This is a genomic window from Mesorhizobium album (genome assembly GCF_033977205.1).
In the GTDB taxonomy this organism is placed as follows: Bacteria; Pseudomonadota; Alphaproteobacteria; order Rhizobiales; family Rhizobiaceae; genus Mesorhizobium; species Mesorhizobium album.
Genome location: NZ_JAVIIW010000020.1, coordinates 105,114 through 121,933, shown reverse-complemented (window position 1 = coordinate 121,933; position 16,820 = coordinate 105,114). Strand labels below are relative to the sequence as shown.

Annotated in this window: 14 protein-coding genes and 3 pseudogenes; 8 read left to right on the top strand and 9 right to left on the bottom strand. The window is 62.3% G+C overall.

Annotated elements, in window-relative coordinates; translation table 11 throughout:
• The first annotated feature begins 272 nt into the window (after positions 1–272).
• Complete coding sequence (locus tag RFN28_RS18120) at positions 273–2,453, top strand: malate synthase G (RefSeq protein ID WP_320288671.1); 2,181 nt, start codon at positions 273–275, stop codon at positions 2,451–2,453.
• An 87-nt stretch (positions 2,454–2,540) separates the two neighbouring features.
• Here RFN28_RS18120 and RFN28_RS18115 read toward each other — a convergent pair whose 3' ends face one another.
• On the bottom strand, positions 2,541–3,056 hold the full coding sequence (locus tag RFN28_RS18115; protein WP_320288670.1) for a GNAT family N-acetyltransferase: 516 nt from the start codon (positions 3,054–3,056) through the stop codon (positions 2,541–2,543).
• Between the two features lie 176 nt (positions 3,057–3,232).
• On the opposite strand from RFN28_RS18115, the gene RFN28_RS18110 reads away from it, so the two are divergent.
• Together RFN28_RS18110 and RFN28_RS18105 are read left to right on the top strand one after the other, a co-directional pair.
• Positions 3,233–3,823 carry a DUF308 domain-containing protein gene (locus tag RFN28_RS18110; protein WP_430678308.1) on the top strand — a complete coding sequence of 197 codons (591 nt, stop codon included), beginning with the start codon at positions 3,233–3,235 and terminating at the stop codon, positions 3,821–3,823.
• Positions 3,824–3,959: 136 nt separating this feature from the next.
• Positions 3,960–4,547, top strand: a complete 588-nt coding sequence (locus RFN28_RS18105) for a TetR/AcrR family transcriptional regulator (RefSeq protein ID WP_320288669.1) — start codon at positions 3,960–3,962, stop codon at positions 4,545–4,547.
• Between the two features lie 66 nt (positions 4,548–4,613).
• On the opposite strand, the pseudogene RFN28_RS18100 reads toward RFN28_RS18105, so the two are convergent.
• From RFN28_RS18100 to RFN28_RS18090, 3 genes and pseudogenes are all read right to left on the bottom strand, one after another.
• Positions 4,614–5,543: pseudogene (locus tag RFN28_RS18100) on the bottom strand (YifB family Mg chelatase-like AAA ATPase); the annotation flags it as partial.
• 255 nt (positions 5,544–5,798) lie between these two features.
• Entirely contained in the window at positions 5,799–6,827 is a 1,029-nt protein-coding gene (locus RFN28_RS18095) for a PLP-dependent cysteine synthase family protein (RefSeq protein WP_320288668.1), read from the bottom strand.
• Positions 6,815–7,693 (bottom strand): LysR family transcriptional regulator, encoded by an 879-nt coding sequence (locus RFN28_RS18090; protein WP_320288666.1) that lies wholly within the window; start codon positions 7,691–7,693, stop codon positions 6,815–6,817. Before RFN28_RS18090 ends, RFN28_RS18095 begins: the two co-directional genes overlap by 13 nt.
• A 137-nt stretch (positions 7,694–7,830) precedes the next feature.
• Between RFN28_RS18090 and RFN28_RS18085 the strand changes: the two genes are divergently transcribed.
• A complete protein-coding gene (locus RFN28_RS18085) occupies positions 7,831–8,094 on the top strand; it encodes a DUF4242 domain-containing protein (RefSeq protein ID WP_320288665.1) in 264 nt (87 codons plus the stop codon).
• 463 nt (positions 8,095–8,557) lie between these two features.
• Positions 8,558–8,947: a cupin domain-containing protein gene (locus RFN28_RS18080; RefSeq protein WP_320288664.1), complete on the top strand. Its 390-nt coding sequence runs from the start codon at positions 8,558–8,560 to the stop codon at positions 8,945–8,947.
• A 104-nt stretch (positions 8,948–9,051) separates the two neighbouring features.
• On the opposite strand, the gene RFN28_RS18075 is transcribed toward RFN28_RS18080, so the two are convergent.
• Positions 9,052–9,855 carry a class II aldolase/adducin family protein gene (locus RFN28_RS18075; protein WP_320288663.1) on the bottom strand — a complete coding sequence of 268 codons (804 nt, stop codon included), beginning with the start codon at positions 9,853–9,855 and terminating at the stop codon, positions 9,052–9,054.
• Positions 9,856–9,986: 131 nt separating this feature from the next.
• Between RFN28_RS18075 and RFN28_RS18070 the strand changes: the two genes are divergently transcribed.
• The 3 genes and pseudogenes from RFN28_RS18070 to RFN28_RS18060 all read left to right on the top strand — a co-directional run bounded on the left by RFN28_RS18070 (position 9,987) and on the right by RFN28_RS18060 (position 12,401).
• Positions 9,987–11,522: a winged helix-turn-helix domain-containing tetratricopeptide repeat protein gene (locus RFN28_RS18070; protein ID WP_320288662.1), complete on the top strand. Its 1,536-nt coding sequence runs from the start codon at positions 9,987–9,989 to the stop codon at positions 11,520–11,522.
• A 296-nt stretch (positions 11,523–11,818) separates the two neighbouring features.
• Positions 11,819–11,993 (top strand): annotated as a pseudogene (locus tag RFN28_RS34885) (IS3 family transposase); the annotation flags it as partial.
• Between the two features lie 192 nt (positions 11,994–12,185).
• Positions 12,186–12,401: a dodecin gene (locus RFN28_RS18060; RefSeq protein ID WP_320288661.1), complete on the top strand. Its 216-nt coding sequence runs from the start codon at positions 12,186–12,188 to the stop codon at positions 12,399–12,401.
• Between the two features lie 285 nt (positions 12,402–12,686).
• Here RFN28_RS18060 and RFN28_RS18055 read toward each other — a convergent pair whose 3' ends face one another.
• The 4 genes and pseudogenes from RFN28_RS18055 to gshB all read right to left on the bottom strand — a co-directional run bounded on the left by RFN28_RS18055 (position 12,687) and on the right by gshB (position 16,814).
• Positions 12,687–13,370, bottom strand: a complete 684-nt coding sequence (locus tag RFN28_RS18055; RefSeq protein ID WP_320288660.1) for a hypothetical protein — start codon at positions 13,368–13,370, stop codon at positions 12,687–12,689.
• A 209-nt stretch (positions 13,371–13,579) separates the two neighbouring features.
• Positions 13,580–14,217: pseudogene (locus RFN28_RS18050) on the bottom strand (magnesium chelatase domain-containing protein); the annotation flags it as partial.
• A 184-nt stretch (positions 14,218–14,401) separates the two neighbouring features.
• The gene (locus tag RFN28_RS18045; RefSeq protein WP_320288679.1) at positions 14,402–15,469 is read right to left on the bottom strand and encodes a cyclic nucleotide-gated potassium channel; all 1,068 of its coding nucleotides are present in this window, start codon (positions 15,467–15,469) and stop codon (positions 14,402–14,404) included.
• A 403-nt stretch (positions 15,470–15,872) separates the two neighbouring features.
• Entirely contained in the window at positions 15,873–16,814 is a 942-nt protein-coding gene (gene gshB, locus RFN28_RS18040) for a glutathione synthase (protein WP_320288659.1), read from the bottom strand.
• Positions 16,815–16,820 lie beyond the last annotated feature (6 nt).

The following is a 16,820-nucleotide window of genomic DNA, read 5'->3' as shown; positions in this document are numbered from 1 at the left end:
CGGCTCGGGGCGAGTTTGGTTCTGCTGTCATGGCAAATCCCTTCAGAGTGGTTGGTAGCAAACCGACTCTGATCTCCCTCAGGCCGCTGTCCACCACTCATCATGGGATCTCTGGCCTGCCGGCCATCTCCCCCTCAAGGGGGGAGATCAGCAGCTTCGTCGCCTCGCCAAAATGCAACCCTTCACCTTAAGCCGAATTGACCCTTGAACCCCGGCATGCCAAAGGCCCCAGGCCGGCAAGCCGGCAAAGCCACTCATCTGGAGACGTGCTGATGACCGACCGCATCGAGATCGCCGGGTTGCAAATCGCTCGGGAGCTCCATGATTTCGTGGCCGAGGAGGCAGCAGTCGGCACCGGCATCGATCCGGCAAAATTCTGGAATGGCTTTTCGGCCATCGTCCACGATCTCGCGCCGAAGAACCGCGCCCTGCTCGCCAAGCGCGACGCCATGCAGGAAAAGCTCGACGGCTGGTATCGCCAAAACGGCGCCCCGGTCGACATGGAAGCCTACAAAGGCTTCCTGAAGGAGATCGGCTATCTGGTGCCGGAAGGCCCGGCCTTCAGCGTCACCACCGCGAAGGTCGATCCCGAGATCGCCGTCGTCGCCGGGCCCCAGCTCGTCGTGCCGGTGATGAACGCGCGCTATGCGCTCAACGCCGCCAACGCCCGCTGGGGATCGCTCTATGACGCGCTCTACGGCACCGACGCCATTCCCGAGACCGCAGGCGCCGGGAAGGGCAAGGGTTACAACCCGGTGCGCGGCGCCAAGGTGATCGCCTGGGCCAGGGATTTCCTCGACCAGTCCGTTCCGCTCACCACGGGCAAATGGGCCGGCGTCAACGGGCTCTCGGTGGCGAATGGCGCGCTGAAGGTGGGCGAGGGCGCCGGCGCTACGACACTCGCCGACCCCAGGCAGTTCGTCGGCTATCGCGGCGATGCCGCCACGCCGGAAGCGGTGCTTCTGGTCAAGAACGGCCTGCATATCGAGATCGTGATCGACCGCGCCAACCCGATCGGCAAGACCGATCCGGCCGGCATCGCCGATGTTCTTCTCGAAGCAGCTTTAACCACCATCCAGGACTGCGAGGATTCGGTCGCCGCCGTCGATGCCGAGGACAAGGTCGTCGTCTACCGCAATTGGCTCGGCCTGATGAAGGGCGATCTGGCGGAAGAGATCACCAAGGGCGGCAAGACTTTTGTGCGCAAGCTCAACCCTGACCGCAGCTACACCTCGCGCGGCGGCGGCACGCTCACTTTGCCCGGCCGCTCGCTGATGCTGGTACGCAACGTCGGCCACCTGATGACCAATCCGGCGATCCTCGACCGCGACGGCAACGAGGTGCCGGAAGGCATCATGGACGCCGCGCTCACCGCGCTGATCGCGCTGCACGATGTCGGCGTCAACGGCCGTCGCGCCAATTCCCGCGCCGGCTCGATGTATGTGGTGAAGCCCAAGATGCATGGGCCGGAGGAAGTCGCCTTCGCCGTCGAGATTTTTGATCGCGTTGAGGCGCTGCTCGGCATGGCGAAGAACACCATCAAGATGGGCATCATGGACGAGGAGCGGCGCACCACCGTCAATCTCAAGGAGGCGATCCGCGCCGCAAGTGAGCGCGTGGTGTTCATCAACACCGGCTTCCTCGACCGCACCGGCGACGAGATCCACTCCTCGATGGAAGCCGGCCCGATGATCCGCAAGGGCGACATGAAGCAGGCCGCCTGGATTTCCGCCTACGAGGCCTGGAATGTCGATATCGGGCTCGAATGCGGGCTCGCCGGCCATGCCCAGATCGGCAAGGGCATGTGGGCGATGCCGGATTTGATGGCGGCGATGCTGGAACAGAAGATCGCGCATCCCAAGGCCGGCGCCAACACCGCCTGGGTGCCCTCGCCGACGGCGGCGACGCTGCACGCCACCCATTACCACAAGGTCGACGTGAATGCCGTTCAGGAGGAGCTGAAGAGCCGGCCGAAGGCCAGGCTCGACGACATTTTGTCCGTGCCGGTGGCGGTGCGGCCGAACTGGACGCCGGACGAGATCCAGCGCGAGCTCGACAACAACGCGCAAGGCATTCTCGGCTATGTCGTGCGTTGGATCGACCAGGGCGTCGGCTGCTCGAAAGTGCCAGATATCAACGATGTCGGCCTGATGGAGGACCGCGCCACGCTGCGCATCTCCTCGCAGCACATCGCCAACTGGCTGCGCCACAAAGTGTGCTCGGAAATCCAGGTCAGGGATTCGCTGCAGCGCATGGCGGCGATCGTCGACCGCCAGAATGTCGGCGACCCACTCTACCGGCCGATGGCGCCTGACTTCGACAATTCAATCGCCTTCCAGGCCGCCTGCGATCTGGTGTTCAAGGGGACAGTCCAGCCCAACGGCTATACGGAGCCGGTGCTGCATAAGCGGCGGCTGGAGCTGAAGGCACGCGACAGGCGGGGAAGAGCCTGAGAGTAGCCTGGCTGGAACGCTAGCCGTTACCCCTGGCCGTTCCGACTCCTCAGATAGCATGTGGCCGGCGGGTGCCAGCTCAACACCTCACGCGCCTTGGATCGCGCGCGCCAGGAAGACATCCGTATGCCTGACATGCGGCGGGGTTTCGCGGAACGGCGCGCAGGGTCTGAAGCCGAATGCCTCGTACACGGCAATGGCATTTGTCATATAGAAGGTCGTGTGGATCAGCACCGTGCGGGCCGGGCCCTTCTCGATCTCCGCCAGCACGGCGCCCATCAGCGCGCGGCCTATGCCTTGTCCGCGAAAGGAAGCGTCGACGAAGAACCTGTGCAGCTCCACCATCCCGTCGCCGAACGGATCGAAGGCGAGGCAGCCCGCCGGCAGGCCGTCCGATCGCGCGATGAAGGCCATCGCATCCGGCGCCCCGAACTGCGTTGCCAATAGATCGGCGCTCGTCTCCGGATGGAACAGAGCCCTAACGTCGTCCTCGGAGACGCCATGAGGCGCCGAAGCGTCGACATCCCATTGCGCAAGCCTGCGGCAGAGTCCTGCCAAGGTCTCGAAGTCTTCGGCGCTGCGCGCCGGTAAAACGGAAATCATCCATCGCCCCGTGTGGATCTGTACCACGATACCACGCGCAATCCGTGGGCGCGAAGGTGCATCGCGGAGAGCACTTGCAGGAGCGGACCTCTACGAGGCCCCGCGCAAATGGCTTGACGAGCCGCGATCTACCTTCTAGTAGGTAGGCAAATGAAACCCACTGAGAGATAATCGTCATGTCTGCAAATATGAGCGGTCAAAACCGTGCTCGGTCTTCGAATGGCTGGCTCAAATACTATTACTATCTGCGGTTTGCCGTTTCGGCTGCCTGGGTCGCGGTGGCCGCCGCCGTGGCGAAGGACGTTCCACCGCTCGCAGCTGTCATGCTGATCGCCTACCCGGCCTGGGACGCGCTCGCTAACTATGTTGACGCGCAGCGCACCGGTGGGCTCAGCCGCAACAAGTCGCAACTGCTCAACTTCGTCGTCAGCATCGTCGCCACGATTGCTGTCGCCATCGCGCTTGGTCACAGCATGAACGCGGTGCTTGCGGTCTATGGCGTCTGGGCCGTCGTCTCCGGCGTGTTTCAGCTTCTGACAGCAGTGCGTCGCTGGAAAACCAACGGCGCCCAATGGGCGATGATCCTGAGCGGCGCCCAGTCGGCGCTGGCCGGCCTCTTCTTCGTGAAGATGGCGGGCGGCACGGAGGCTATTGGCATCGTCAACGTTGCGCCTTATGCCGCTTTCGGTGCCTTCTATTTCCTCGTGTCTGCCGTGTGGCTTTCGGTCAGCGATGTCCTTCGGAAATCGCCGCAGGCCGCAAATTAAGCATGTCACCCGAAAGTCGGAACCGGTTTCGGGATAAAGACATGCGTAAAATCAAAAACCTAAAGCGCATGGAGCGAATCTGAAAGATTGCGACGCGCTTTAAGGTGCCTGCCGGTTTCCCTGCTGGAAGCATGTTATGGACAAGCCTTCGAACACTGCCGATGACATCCTGGCCGCCGCGCGAAGCTTCATCGTCGCCGGCGGCTATAACGGGTTCAGCTATGCCGATATCGCCGAGGTGATCGGTATCCGCAAAGCCAGCATCCACCATCATTTCCCCAGCAAGGTCGATCTGGTGCAAACCCTGGTCAGGCGCTACCTCGAGGATGCCGTCACGGGCATGGCGGAACTCGAGCGCAATGTGCCTGAGCCACCTGAGTTGCTTCGAACCTACGCCGACTTCTGGGCCCAGTGCATTGAGGACGCGAGCAGGCCGTTCTGCGTCTGCGCCATGCTCGCCAGCGAGCTTCCCGCCCTTCCGCCCGAGGTTGCCGTGGAGGTGCGGGCGTATTTTCAGTTTCTCTCGGGGTGGCTGACCACCGTCATCGAGCGGGGCGCCAGGCAAGGCGCATTGACAATTGCCACCACGCCCCGTGTCGAGGCGGAGGCCTTCATGGCGACCGTTCACGGGGCGATGCTTTCTGCGCGAGCCTATGGCGATACAGCGGCTTTCGCCACGATCATGGCGCCGACGTTGCAGAAGCTGATCCCAGAGGCTGGGTGACGCCGGCAAAAGCAGGTCCACTCGGAGAAACGAACTCGGCGCGCTTGCGGATACCACCTCTTATGGTTACGCCGCCTGTGCCATCCGCTCCGCAGTCATGCGGTAGGAGATCGCCTCGGCGAGATGAATGCGGCCGACGGTTTCGCTGGCGTCGAGGTCGGCGAGCGTGCGCGCCACCTTCAGCACGCGGTGATAGGCCCGCGCCGAAAAGGCGAGCTTCTCGCTGGCATCCTTCAGCAGCGTCAGTCCGGCCACATCGGGCTTGGCGATCTCCTCGATGATCGCAGGCGGGCAATGCGCGTTGGTGGTGGCGCTGCCGGCGCCCAGCCTTTCCAGCCGCTCGCGCTGCATGGTCCGCGCTCGGGCTACGCGCTGCGCCACCGCCGCGCTCGTCTCCGCCCGGTCCGGCCGGATCAGGTCGCTGGCGGAGACCGCCGGCACTTCGATCCTGAGATCGATGCGGTCGAGCAGCGGCCCGGAAATGCGCGCCTGATATTCGGTGCGGCAGCGCTCGCCGCGCAGGCAGCGATAGCCGGGCTCGCCCGACATGCCGCAGCGGCACGGGTTCATCGCCGCGATAAGCTGGATGCGTGCCGGATAGGTGACGCGGTGGTTGGCGCGAGCGATCACGCAGTCGCCGGTCTCCAGCGGCTGGCGCAGCGCGTCCAACGTCTGCGGCGTGAATTCCGGGAATTCGTCGAGGAACAGCACGCCGTGATGCGCGAGCGACACTTCTCCCGGTCGCGCGCGCAACCCGCCCCCTACCATCGCTGCCATCGAGGCCGAATGATGCGGGGCGCGAAACGGCCGCCGGTCGGTGAGCTTGCCTTCGCCGAGCTCGCCGGCAACGGACGCGATCATCGAGACTTCCAGAAGCTCCTTCGGCGCCAGCGGCGGCAGGATCGATGGCAGCCGCTGCGCCAGCATCGACTTGCCGGAGCCGGGCGGTCCGACCATCAGCACGAGCGATCCGCCCGCTGTCGCCGACGAAGCGGCCGGATCGATCCCAGGTCACGGATGAACATTCGACCGGCTGTCCGACTCGAAAAGGCGACGCTCTGCCACCAGCGAGGCACGCTCCGTCGGCGCGGCCTCGGTCTCTCGCTAGTACCTGGCGAACTCCTTCTTGACGAAATCGGAGGTCGTCTCCTTATCCGTCAGCAGCCGGAACGTCCGGCCGCGCTCGTCGCTCGATTCCGCCGGCACGTTAGTCGACACCCCTTGGCAAAAAACCAAGGGTGTCGACTCCGCTCAACCTGGAGGCCGAAAGACGTCTGTACTCACGTAGCGCAAACCGGAATCGACTACGATCGTGGCAACGGTCTTTCCTGGTCCGAGCCACGCTGCCACACGCAAGGCGGCAACCACGTTGGCTCCCGTGGAGGTGCCGGCAAAGATCGCTTCCTCGCGCGCCAGGTCGCGCGCCATTTGCTTGGCATCATTCGTCGAGACGCTAAGGATCTTATCGACCTCGCTTCGGTTCCAGAGCGGCGGGATGAAGCCCACCCCCACCCCTTCGATCTTGTGTGATCCGGGGGGCCATCCGGAAAGCACTGGGGACTCAAAAGGCTCCACAGCGAATACCGGCAGATCCGCTCGATGCCGCCGCAGCGCGCGAGCCGTACCGAGGAGCGAATGGGCGGTTCCGACCGAGTGCACCAGTGCATCGACCTCGCCGTTGGTCTGTGTCCAAATCTCTTCACCCAGTCCGGCATATCCCTCCGCGCCGTTTTCGTTGTTTAGTTGGTCTGCCCACCAGTGGCCGGACCGCTGGCTGATTTCGGCAGCCTTGGCGATCATCGCCCGGATCAACTCGGTAGTGATTCTCTTGTTGACGCTCGGCACATCGCTGATTTCGGCGCCGTACGCCAGCATCGCCAAGCGCTTTTCGTCGCTGAATGCATCGGAGAAGACGATGTGCGTCCGGTAGCCCTGCGCGCTGGCTACGAAAGCTAATGAAATCCCCATCGCCCCGGCTGTATATTCGACCACCGTTCCTCCGGGCTTCAGCTCACCGGCGTCCACAGCGCATTGAATGACTTGGCGCGCGAGCCGATCCTTCATGCTGCCTGTAGGGTTGGCTGACTCCAGCTTGACTACGACACGTGCGCTATTCTTCGGGACAATCCGACGCAGTTCGACAAGGGGGGTATTGCCAATCGCGTGCAGGATGCTCGGACCACCATCGGCAGCCTCGCGCGTCTCCGCCGTAACCGCGTAAAAGGCCTCTAGCGATCCGTCACCTCGCTCGAGGGGCTGTGGTGCTGCTACGCTGGCCATCGCCGTCCTCGGGAAGCACGAACGAACGCAGCCACCCCCGGCGAATGGCGCCGGCCGGGTAAGCTCACCAGACTTATCGTTCGCTCAATGATCGGGTCGACCAACGGGCGGCGAAGGGCATCGGGATGCGTGACAGAATGTTCGGGCATGAATGCGAACCCGATGTTCGCCATCACCATCGCCTGAACCCAATCCTCGCGTTCCGAGCGGAAGCGCGCATAGAGTTTGACATCGCGACTCTCGCACAAACCGATGACCATCTCCCGCATCTCGCAGGAAAGGCGGTCAACATAGGGCTGTTCCGAGAGGTCTTGCAGGGTGAGGCCGTTCTTTTCCTTTAGCGGGTGCTGAGGCGGAAGCAGGACGACATATCGTTCGGTGTAGAGCGGCTCCGAACGATAGCTTTCGCCGAGGCCATCACGCGCATTGAGAATGGCCAAATCCAACTCATCCGCAGCGAGCCTGTCCGCGAGCCGTTCCGGCGAGTTCTCGGAGACCGCCACCTCGACCCCCGGACAGTCCCGCTCGAAGTCTGCCAGAAAGCGGGATAGGCCCAACGGTCCGATCGTGGACATCACCCCTAGGCGGATTGGCGCCTGGTTGAGAAGGCGGAAATTCTCCGCCGCGGTCTCCGCCATTTCGGTCTGCTCGACGATGCGCGCCAAGCTCGGTTCCATGCGTCGGCCGAATTCGGATAGCTGTAACCGGTGGCCCTCACGGTAGAACAAGGGAGTCCCGAGATTCGCCTCTAGCTTCTTGATCGCGGTGGTCAGTGCCGGTTGCGATACCCCGCAGAATTCCGCAGCCCGGGTGAAGCTGAGCGTGCGGGCCGCGGCGAGAAAGTAACGGATCTGGTGCATCTCCATGGCGCGGTTCCTTCATCGCTCACCATAACACTCGCCGTCATAAACAGAAGTTATGATTCGATAGACGGGACTGGCATTGCGCAATGAACTCAGTTGGTGCTCACTTCGCCGCCTGGCTATTAACCGAGGAGGATGTCATGACGGTCTACATGGTCGAGCGCGAACTCAAGGGAATCTCGATGGTCGATTTGGCGGCCGCGCAGCAGCGGGCAATCAAGACATCGAAGGACTACACCGCACAAGGCACGCCGGTCCGCTACATTCGGTCGACTTTCGCGCCTACGGACGGCCGCGTGATGTGTCTGTTCGAGGCCAACTCCGCTGAGGACGTGAAGCGGCTGAACGGGGATGCCAACATACCTTTCTTCCGTGTGGTAGAAGCGCTTGACCTCACGCCCTAAGCGGCGATGGCGCCAAGGCTGAGGGCGAAGCAGATGCATGCTCGCGAAGCCCAAGTGCTTCGCGGGCGGCAAGAAAGGCGGGGTAAGGAAGATCGGCTAGGTCGAGCTACCAACCAATTGTGCGCCCCCGGATCAACGTCATTCGAAGCCAACCTCTGCGGTCGATTTGATGTTCAGGAGCCAGAAACGAGCAGACAACGGAAACAGTCCGCTGGCCGCCGACCAGCGGCACGGTCACGGCCCTTTGATGGGAATTTCCTAGGCCGGCCTGAAGGTGCCGTTTAATTGGCCACAATGTTAGCGGGTAGAGCCCGCCCGATATCAGTCGGGACCAAAGGTCGGCTCAGGCTGAAGAGTCGTTCTGTGCATTTGTCTACGGGCAGCGGAGCATGGATGCCGGCGGCACGACAACATTTGCGAGCGATCGATGCTCCGTGGTATTCTGACAAGAGAGGGGCGGATCATGCAAATTATCGATCATAGCCTTCAGCCGACCGAAGAGTGGCGTCCCGGCGTGTTGACCAAGATGCAGGTTTCTGCGGTCACCGACGCAGCCGCTCTCTGCATATTCGAACAGTGGGTCGCACCGGGAGCTGGCACACCGTCTCACACACATCCCGTCGAGGAAGTCTTGACCGTTTTGGAAGGTCAAGCCGAGCTGTGGTTGGGCGATGAAAGAGAAACGGTGTCAACGGGACAATCCGTCATCGTGCCGGCTGGCAGCTGGCATGGGTTTCGCAATACCGGAAGTGCGACATTGCACATGCAAGCGATATTGGCTGCGCCAATCTTCGAGGCCTCCTACGAGGGCCAGCCAGGAGTGATGAACCGCTGGGCTACCAAAACAGCCTAACATCCGCTGTATGGCAGCCCAGTTCCCTCCGGAAGAAGGTGGTGGCCTTGCGGCCGCACGCGGTGTTCGCAGGCATCATTTGGCTTCTCATGAGCTTGCCGTAGTTAGTTCAGCAGGTCCGGCTGCAATCTCACGATTTGGTCCCATAGTGGCTGGCACTGGAACCAGCCAATGAAGGGACTTCCGTTCACGGCTCGGGCGGCACGAGCGTTCGAACGGTCGATCTGGAGCGGCTGGCCGACCGACTCGGCGAGGAACTGCGCCTGACAGCAGCGTTCCATCGCTACGAACCACCAGACAGCCTCCTCGACCGTCTCGCCGACGGTTAGCAGGCCGTGGTTACGCAGAATCGCGGCCTTGTGCGGGCCAAGGCAACGGGCGAGCCCGGCACCTTCGCTCGCTTCTGTAATGAGCACCCGCGCATCGTCGAAGAAAATGTGGTCCTCGTAAAAGGCGCAAGCATCCTGAGTAATCGGATCGAGCAGGCGACCGATCGCGGACCAGGCTTTGCCATAGATAGAATGGGCATGGGCGGCAGCGACGACTTCCGGGCGGGCCTCGTGAATTGCCGCGTGGATGGCGAATGCTGAGACGTTGACGGGGCTTTCGCCCTCGATCACGTTGCCCTCGCGATCAACCCGGATCAGGTCGCGGGCCCTGATTTGCCCAAAATGCATGCCGAAGGGGTTGACCCAGAATGTGTCGGTGAACTCCGGATCGCGCGCGGTGATGTGGCCTGCGACGCCTTCGCAGAAGCCGAGCGCGGCGAAGATGCGGAAGCCGCCGGCGAGGCGCTCTTTGCGGTGCTGTCGCTCTTCGCGAAGGCTGGCAAAGCTCGGGACGGCGATGCGCCTGAAGACCGGGTCGAAGGCATCCTTCTTGGCCTGTTCCAGATCGGGGCGGGCCATCGATTCAACACTTGCACTCATCGTCTCCTCCTATCGTAGCTCGAACAAACGTTGAAGGAATCGAGGGGCGGTGTCCTTAAGCTCAGCTTAAGAGTTACAAAAAGTCTCAAGGCGCCTATAAAATTCGTCGTATGCAAGGATGTTGTTTCGTCTTCGGTCCTTTCGCCCTCAATGCTGAGACGGGAACGCTGTTTCGACAGAACATTCCGGTTCCAGTCGGCTATCGCGCGCTGCTCCTGCTTGAGGCATTGGTGAAGCGGCCCGGCGAAGTGCTCACCAAATCTCAGCTGATTGATGCGGCATGGCCGGGGACAGCGATCGAAGAGGGTAACCTGGCGGTGCAGATCGCATCCCTCAGAAAACTACTCGGCGCCACCCCGGACGGTCAGGACTGGATAGCGACGGTTCCCCGGGTCGGCTACCGCTTCACCGGGGAGATCGAGAGGCTAGACGGCGCCACCTACCAACGCGAGGCGGTCGAGTCCGGCCCTTCCATTGCCGTTCTCCCGTTCGTCAACCTCAGCGACGACGTCCATCAGCAATATTTCGGTGACGGCCTTGCGGAAGACATCATCACGCGCCTTGCGCGCTTACGCTGGCTGTTTGTCTCCGCCCGCAATTCATCCTTTACATATGGTGCCAAGGCGGTGGACGTGAAGCAGGTCGGTCGCGAGCTCGGCGTCCGCTATGTACTCGACGGAAGCGTACGCCGCTCCGGACAGCGCCTGAGGATTACTGCCAGGGCGAGCGACGCCCATAACGGGCGCCAGATATGGGTTGAGCGCTATGATCTCGAGATGGCGGACTTCTTCGCGCTGCAAGACCAGATCGCAGAAAGCGTGATCGGCGCGATTGAGCCAAGGCTCTATGTAGCCGAGCACGAACGTTTCCAAAGCCGGGCGCCTGGTAGTCTTGACGCTTGGGGCTTCGCGATGAAAGCGATGCCCTACGTATGGACATGGGGTTCCGCGCAGGAGATCGAGCTCGCCGAGCGGCTGCTAGCCAAGGCCACAGACATCGACCCCGAGTATCCGCGCGCGAACTGCCTGCGAGCTTGGGCGCTCGCAGCGCGGGTAATACTGGGGCTGGCAGACCCTGACGCACTTCCGACCGCCCTCGATATGGCCCATCGGGCGATCCGCGGCGACCCGGAAGACCCTTGGACCCACTTCGCCGCGGGTTTTGTGCACATGGCATCGCGTCACTTCGACCAGGCTGTGGCGGCACTGACCGAGGCGATTGTCCTCAACCCGAGCTTTGCCTTCGCTCACGTAATCCTTGGATGCACTTATGGCTACGGCAGCATGCCTGAGGATGGATTGCACCACCTTGCCATCGCAGATCGCCTCAGCCCTCGGGACTTCACGCAGGCCGCAAACCTGTCGACGACGGGGCTGTGCCATTTCGTAGCCAAACGCTTCGCCCAGGCGGCGGAATATGAATGCCGAGCAGTGGAGCTTCGACCTCATTTCGGGACCGCCTGGCGTACCCTCGCGGCATCGGCGGGCATGGCGGGTGACCGTGCCCTCGCCCGCCAAGCGCTCTCTCAGGCTCGGCGGCTTCATCCCTCCCTGTCCGTTGAGTGGATCGAGAAACATCACCCGATCGTACATGAACGGGACAGGGCTCTGTACATCAAGGGATTAAGCATCGCAGGGCTAAGCTAAGCGCGTGGTGGCGCTCGTCGTCTCTGTCTCAGCCACGATCGTCCAGACACTGCAATCTCGCGGTTCCGTGACATTTGCTCTTCACCAAACACCGACTGGAAATGGAGTCGCCTGCGCTTCCACGCACCTTTGGTCAGGACGCAGGCCGATGCCGGAAACTTCGAAATCTTTGCGAATTAATGTAGCACACCGTCAGAATGGGTCGGCCACCAGCGTGGTCGGCCAAAATCAAATGGTTCGCCCTGCGATGATGGCCACCATGGCGACAGCCGACGAGGTCGCCTCTAGGCATGGTGGCCGAGGTCATCCATCGGCGGGCCGCGGCGCAGCTTCCAGGCCGTCGAGTTCGCGACGCTGATCTGGGTCGATTGGTTCAACAATCGCCTGCTGCTGGAGCCCATCGGCAGCGTCCCGCCCGCCGAAGCCGAGGAGCGCTACTACGCCATGCTGCAAGAGCCAGCCATGGCAGCGTGTAGCCTCCGGCAAAACCCGGGGCGGTTCAACTCGCGGAATACAAGTCGATTCCGCCGGTGGCTTGGTACGTTTGACAACAGCAGGTTACTACGTGATCCTCTACTTCCTCGTGCCTGAAAACAAGCAAATGCCTCATCACAGAAATCAGTCACAGGCGCGAGCACAGCCTGCGTTGAATGGGAGGATAGTATGAGCGATCACGTTTATAAAAAAGTGGAACTCATTGGCAGTTCAACGGTATCGGTCACCGAGGCGATCGAGACCGCCATCGTGCGGGCGTCGAAGACGATGCGAAATCTCGAATGGTTCGAAGTCGATCAGATCCGAGGTCATGTCAAGGATGGCGCAGTAGCGCACTATCAGGTCGTGATAAAAGTCGGATTTCGGATCGAAGACACGCAATGAAAACGCTGGAGAACGGTTGTCGTAGATCCGGCGCTCAGCGGCCTTCCGAGCTGCGATCGTGGCGCGCCGTTTAATTAATTAGCCACACCATCAACATGGGTGGTCCACCGGCGAAGGCAGCCTTGTCAGCGATCGAAGCGGCCGACGAGATAATCGACCTTGGCGACGGCGGTATAGCGACTTAAGGATCGATAATCTCTTCGGAGGCGTGGCGGAGGTGCGGCGTTCGGCGCAACGTTATGGGCCGATCGCCAGGCCGGATTGCGGATCGGCCTGATGTCGCTTTCAATTCTTTTCGCGGACGTATCTTACGATTGTAACCAAGCCAAAGACGATCGCCGGAAACAGCACCGCGACAACGACCGGTGGACGAGCTGCGGACGGCGCAACAGCCAAGGGGGCAAGCGTAAAGAACAGCGCTGCGATACAAGTAGTCGCAACCCATTGGGTCAGCAGCCTCCGCATAGTGTCGCGGTGCTTCTCTTCAGGGAACGGCCCGGTTTCTGGCCACCGCCCCATCGCCGCACCTGCCAGCCTGTTGGCGACGTGTGCTGGAATGGTCAGGGATCCGATCGCGGGGTGCCCAAATTGAAGCTTCGCTACCGGCCCGAACAAGACGTTCTTCCTGGTGACCCTGATGGCTTCCCACGGAACAAGAAAGTCCCTGCAAAACGGTCCAAACACCCGCATGATCCCGACCCGGAGTCCTGGAGGGCAGACACTCAACGTCAGTATGCCCTGCATACTGACCCCAAGCCCCATTGAGCCAGACTGACCACGGATTCGCAGAAGCGGCTCCACGGTCTGGTTTGGAAACCTCGCCATAAGCCGAAACCAGCCCGACAACACCGCGAGAATCGTGGTGACCGCCAGCCACAGCGATACAAGAACAGCGGAAAGAAAACCGCAAAATTTCGCTCGATCAAGCTGTTCAACTGATTCGGCCTTCAGCGCCTGCCCTGCGGCCAAGGCGGTAGCTGGAAATGGCCTCAGTGGGCAACAGGCGGGTTGTGATGTTGGTAAACGATCCACTCGCGGCGGTGCGGGGGGCCAGATTGCCGCTACACCAGCCGCACCTAGGCAGGTTGCAGCGGAAGCTATTCCGCGACGCATACTTTGTTTCAATCGACGCCTAGTCCGCGCCGGAACCCCTGCAGTGTTTGAAAATTAATGTAGCATAATATCAGTAGATTGTGCCCGCCGGCTGCCGCTACTTCCAGCGCCCGCTTGGCGCTTTCCTGGCGGCGAGGTCCGGCAGGTCGCGCGCCGCGACCTGGATGCCGGCCTCGGGGCGCGACAGCACCTGCGTGCCGCGAAAATGGTTGGCGACCGCGATCAGGCTGCGCGGCGCGAGAATATCGAAATCCTTGCCGGCCCAGGCCGCCTCCGGCCCGCAGGCGAACGGACAGATCAGGCCCTTGCCTTCGGCATTGGCGCCGACCGCCGCCGGCAGCGCGCCGGCCACCGCCGCGATGGTGCCGTCGAGCGACAGTTCGCCGAGCACGACATAGCCGGCCAGCATGTCGCCCGGAATGGCGCCAAGGGCGGCCATCAGGCCGAGCGCGATCGGCAGGTCGTAATGGCTGCCTTCCTTGGGCAGATCCGCCGGCGCAAGGTTCACCGTGACCTTCTTCGACGGCATCGACCGGCCCGATGCATGAAGCGCGGCCTGCACGCGCTCGCGGCTTTCGGCCACCGCCTTGTCCGGCAGGCCGACGATCTGCATGCCGGCCTTGCCCGGTGCGATCATCACCTGAACATCGACCGGCACGGCCTCGATGCCCTGGAAAGCCACCGTGCGAACCCGCGCCACCATTTGTCTCAAGCCCCCGGATACCGGCCCGCCCGCCAGTCCTGCGATCAGGCGGCGAACGGAGTCGACCAAAACAACCACAGATTTTTGTCTACTGCAAGAACATTACGGGAACAAAGGGGGCGCCGCCTGGCGACGGTCCTGGGGCCGAGATGATACACAGCCAGGGACTGCACACCTGGTACGGTCAAGCCATCGGTGCCGCGCCGCGCCGTTCGAGCGCTGTTTTGCGGATGATTTCAGCGATCTCCGGGCTGCTGCTGCACAGCATCTGGAAATCCGCCGAGTGCAGCGACAGGAGTGAGACCGCTGTTGCGGCGCTGACGGTCGCCATACGCGGTTCGCCGCTGATCAGCGCCATCTCGCCGAAGAAGGCGCCAGGGCCAAGCTCCACCGGGTTCGGTGTCGCGACGTTGACGCGCCCTTCCACGACGAAGAACATCCGATCACCGGGCTCGCCATTGCGGCAGATCACGGCGCCCGCCGGCACGATGCGAGGTCGTAACGCGCGCACGATCTCGACCAGCGCGGCCGGGCCGAGCTTCTGAAACAACGGCACGGCGGCGACCAATTGCCAATTACGGACGAAATCCCCGCGACGGACTTCTTGAGAGAAACCGGTGGCAAGAATGCCAGCCCAGAGCGCGAAGATGCCGATGCCACTCATCATGACCAGTCCGGCAAGGACGCGGCCGGCGAAGCTTTCCGGAATGGCGTCGCCATAGCCGGTGGTGGACAGCGTGACCACCGCCCACCACATTGCCTGGGGGATGCTGCCGAACTTTTCCGGTTGAATGTCGCGCTCGATGACATAGGCCGCGAGCGCGACACCGAACAGAACGACGCCGAAGACCGTGGTGACGCCGATCAGGTTGCGCGCTTCGTTGGTCAGGACCCTGCCAAGCAGCGGGAAGAAAGTCGAGTCGCGCAGCGGTTTCAGCAGCCAGACAGCACAGTAGAGGCTCCGGTCGGGCGTGCCGACGAGCAGAAATGCAGCGAGTGGAACCAAAACCGCGAGCACATCGATGGCGATTGCCGGCGTCCTGTCTCGAACGTCTCCAGCCCGGCGCTTGAGCAGCGTCTTGGCCAGTTGCAGAAGATAGGCGCCCCAAATGACGGCGAGCACGGCAGCCAGAGCCAGTCTGCTTCGTCCGGACATGTCCGGTATCGTGAGCGCAGCCACTGCCAGAAGCCCAGGTGCAGCCAGCACCGCGTTGAGCGGCGCGTAGATTCTTAGGAAAGGCAGTACCGACATTCTGTGCCCACGAGCGGCTACTACGCTCCAAAATAGGATGCCTTCAAGCCAAGCGTAAAGGTGCTTACCGTCGCCGCGATTTGGTCCGAATGGGTTAAGCCGGTCATCAAGACGGACAACTGTCAGGTATCGCATGTCGGCTACGTCGTTTTCGGCACCATCACCCTCAAAATGGATGACGGAACCCGCAAGACGTTCACGCAGGGCGCGTCCTACACGCCCAGCCACGATGCCCATGTGGAAGGCAATGAACGCTTCGTCTGCATCGATGTGATGAGCGCCGAGCAGAACGCCAGGCCGGCTTGGAGCAACTCCAGGAAGCGGTGTTCCGTCAGGAATTGCGTCAAAACAAGAAGATAGAGCGTTTCACCGGTTCCGTGAGACGCTCTAGGCGGAAGGCCTGCTACCGCCTCTTCCCCTCCACGCAATCCCAGAACAGGCTCGCAATATCAGCCCCGCCGAAACGCCGCACTTCGCGAATGCCGGTCGGCGAGGTGACGTTGATCTCGGTCATCCAGTCGCCGATCACGTCGATGCCGACCAGGATGAAGCCGCGTTCCCTGAGCGACGGCCTGATGCGGGCGCAGATCTCGCGCTCGCGCTCCGTCAGCTCGGTCTTCTCGGCGCGGCCGCCGACGTGCATGTTGGAGCGGGAATCGTGCTCGGCCGGCACGCGGTTGATGGCGCCTACCGGCTCGCCGTCGATCAGGATGATGCGCTTGTCGCCCTTGCGCACGTCCTTGAGGTAGCGCTGCACGATGTAAGGCTCGCGGAACAGCTGGCCGAACATCTCGAGCAGCGAGGCCAGATTCCGGTCGGCCTCGTGCAGATGGAAGATGCCGGCGCCGCCATTGCCGTAGAGCGGCTTGACGATGATGTCGCCAAACTCCCTGCGGAAGGCGGCAACCTCCTGGGGGTCCTTGGTGATCAGCGTCTCCGGCATCAGGTCAGGGAACTCGGTGACGAAGATCTTTTCCGGGCTGTTGCGCACCCAGGCCGGGTCGTTGACCACCAGTGTCTTCGGATGGATGCGCTCCAGTATGTGCGTGGTGGTGATGTAGTTCATGTCGAAGGGCGGATCCTGCCTGAGCAGCACCACGTCCATCTCCGACAGGTCGGTGCGCACCGGCTCGCCCAGCGAATAGTGGTTGCCCTTCTCGTCGCGCACCTGCATCTCCTCGACGCGCGCGAACACCTTGCCGTCACGCATCGACAGCCGATCGGGCGTGTAGTGGTAGAGCTTGTGGCCGCGCCGTTGCGCCTCCAGCGACAGCGCGAAGCTGGTGTCGCCGGCGATCGACACGGTGGAGACATGGTCCATCTGGACGGCGATTTTCAGGGGCATCTCGGG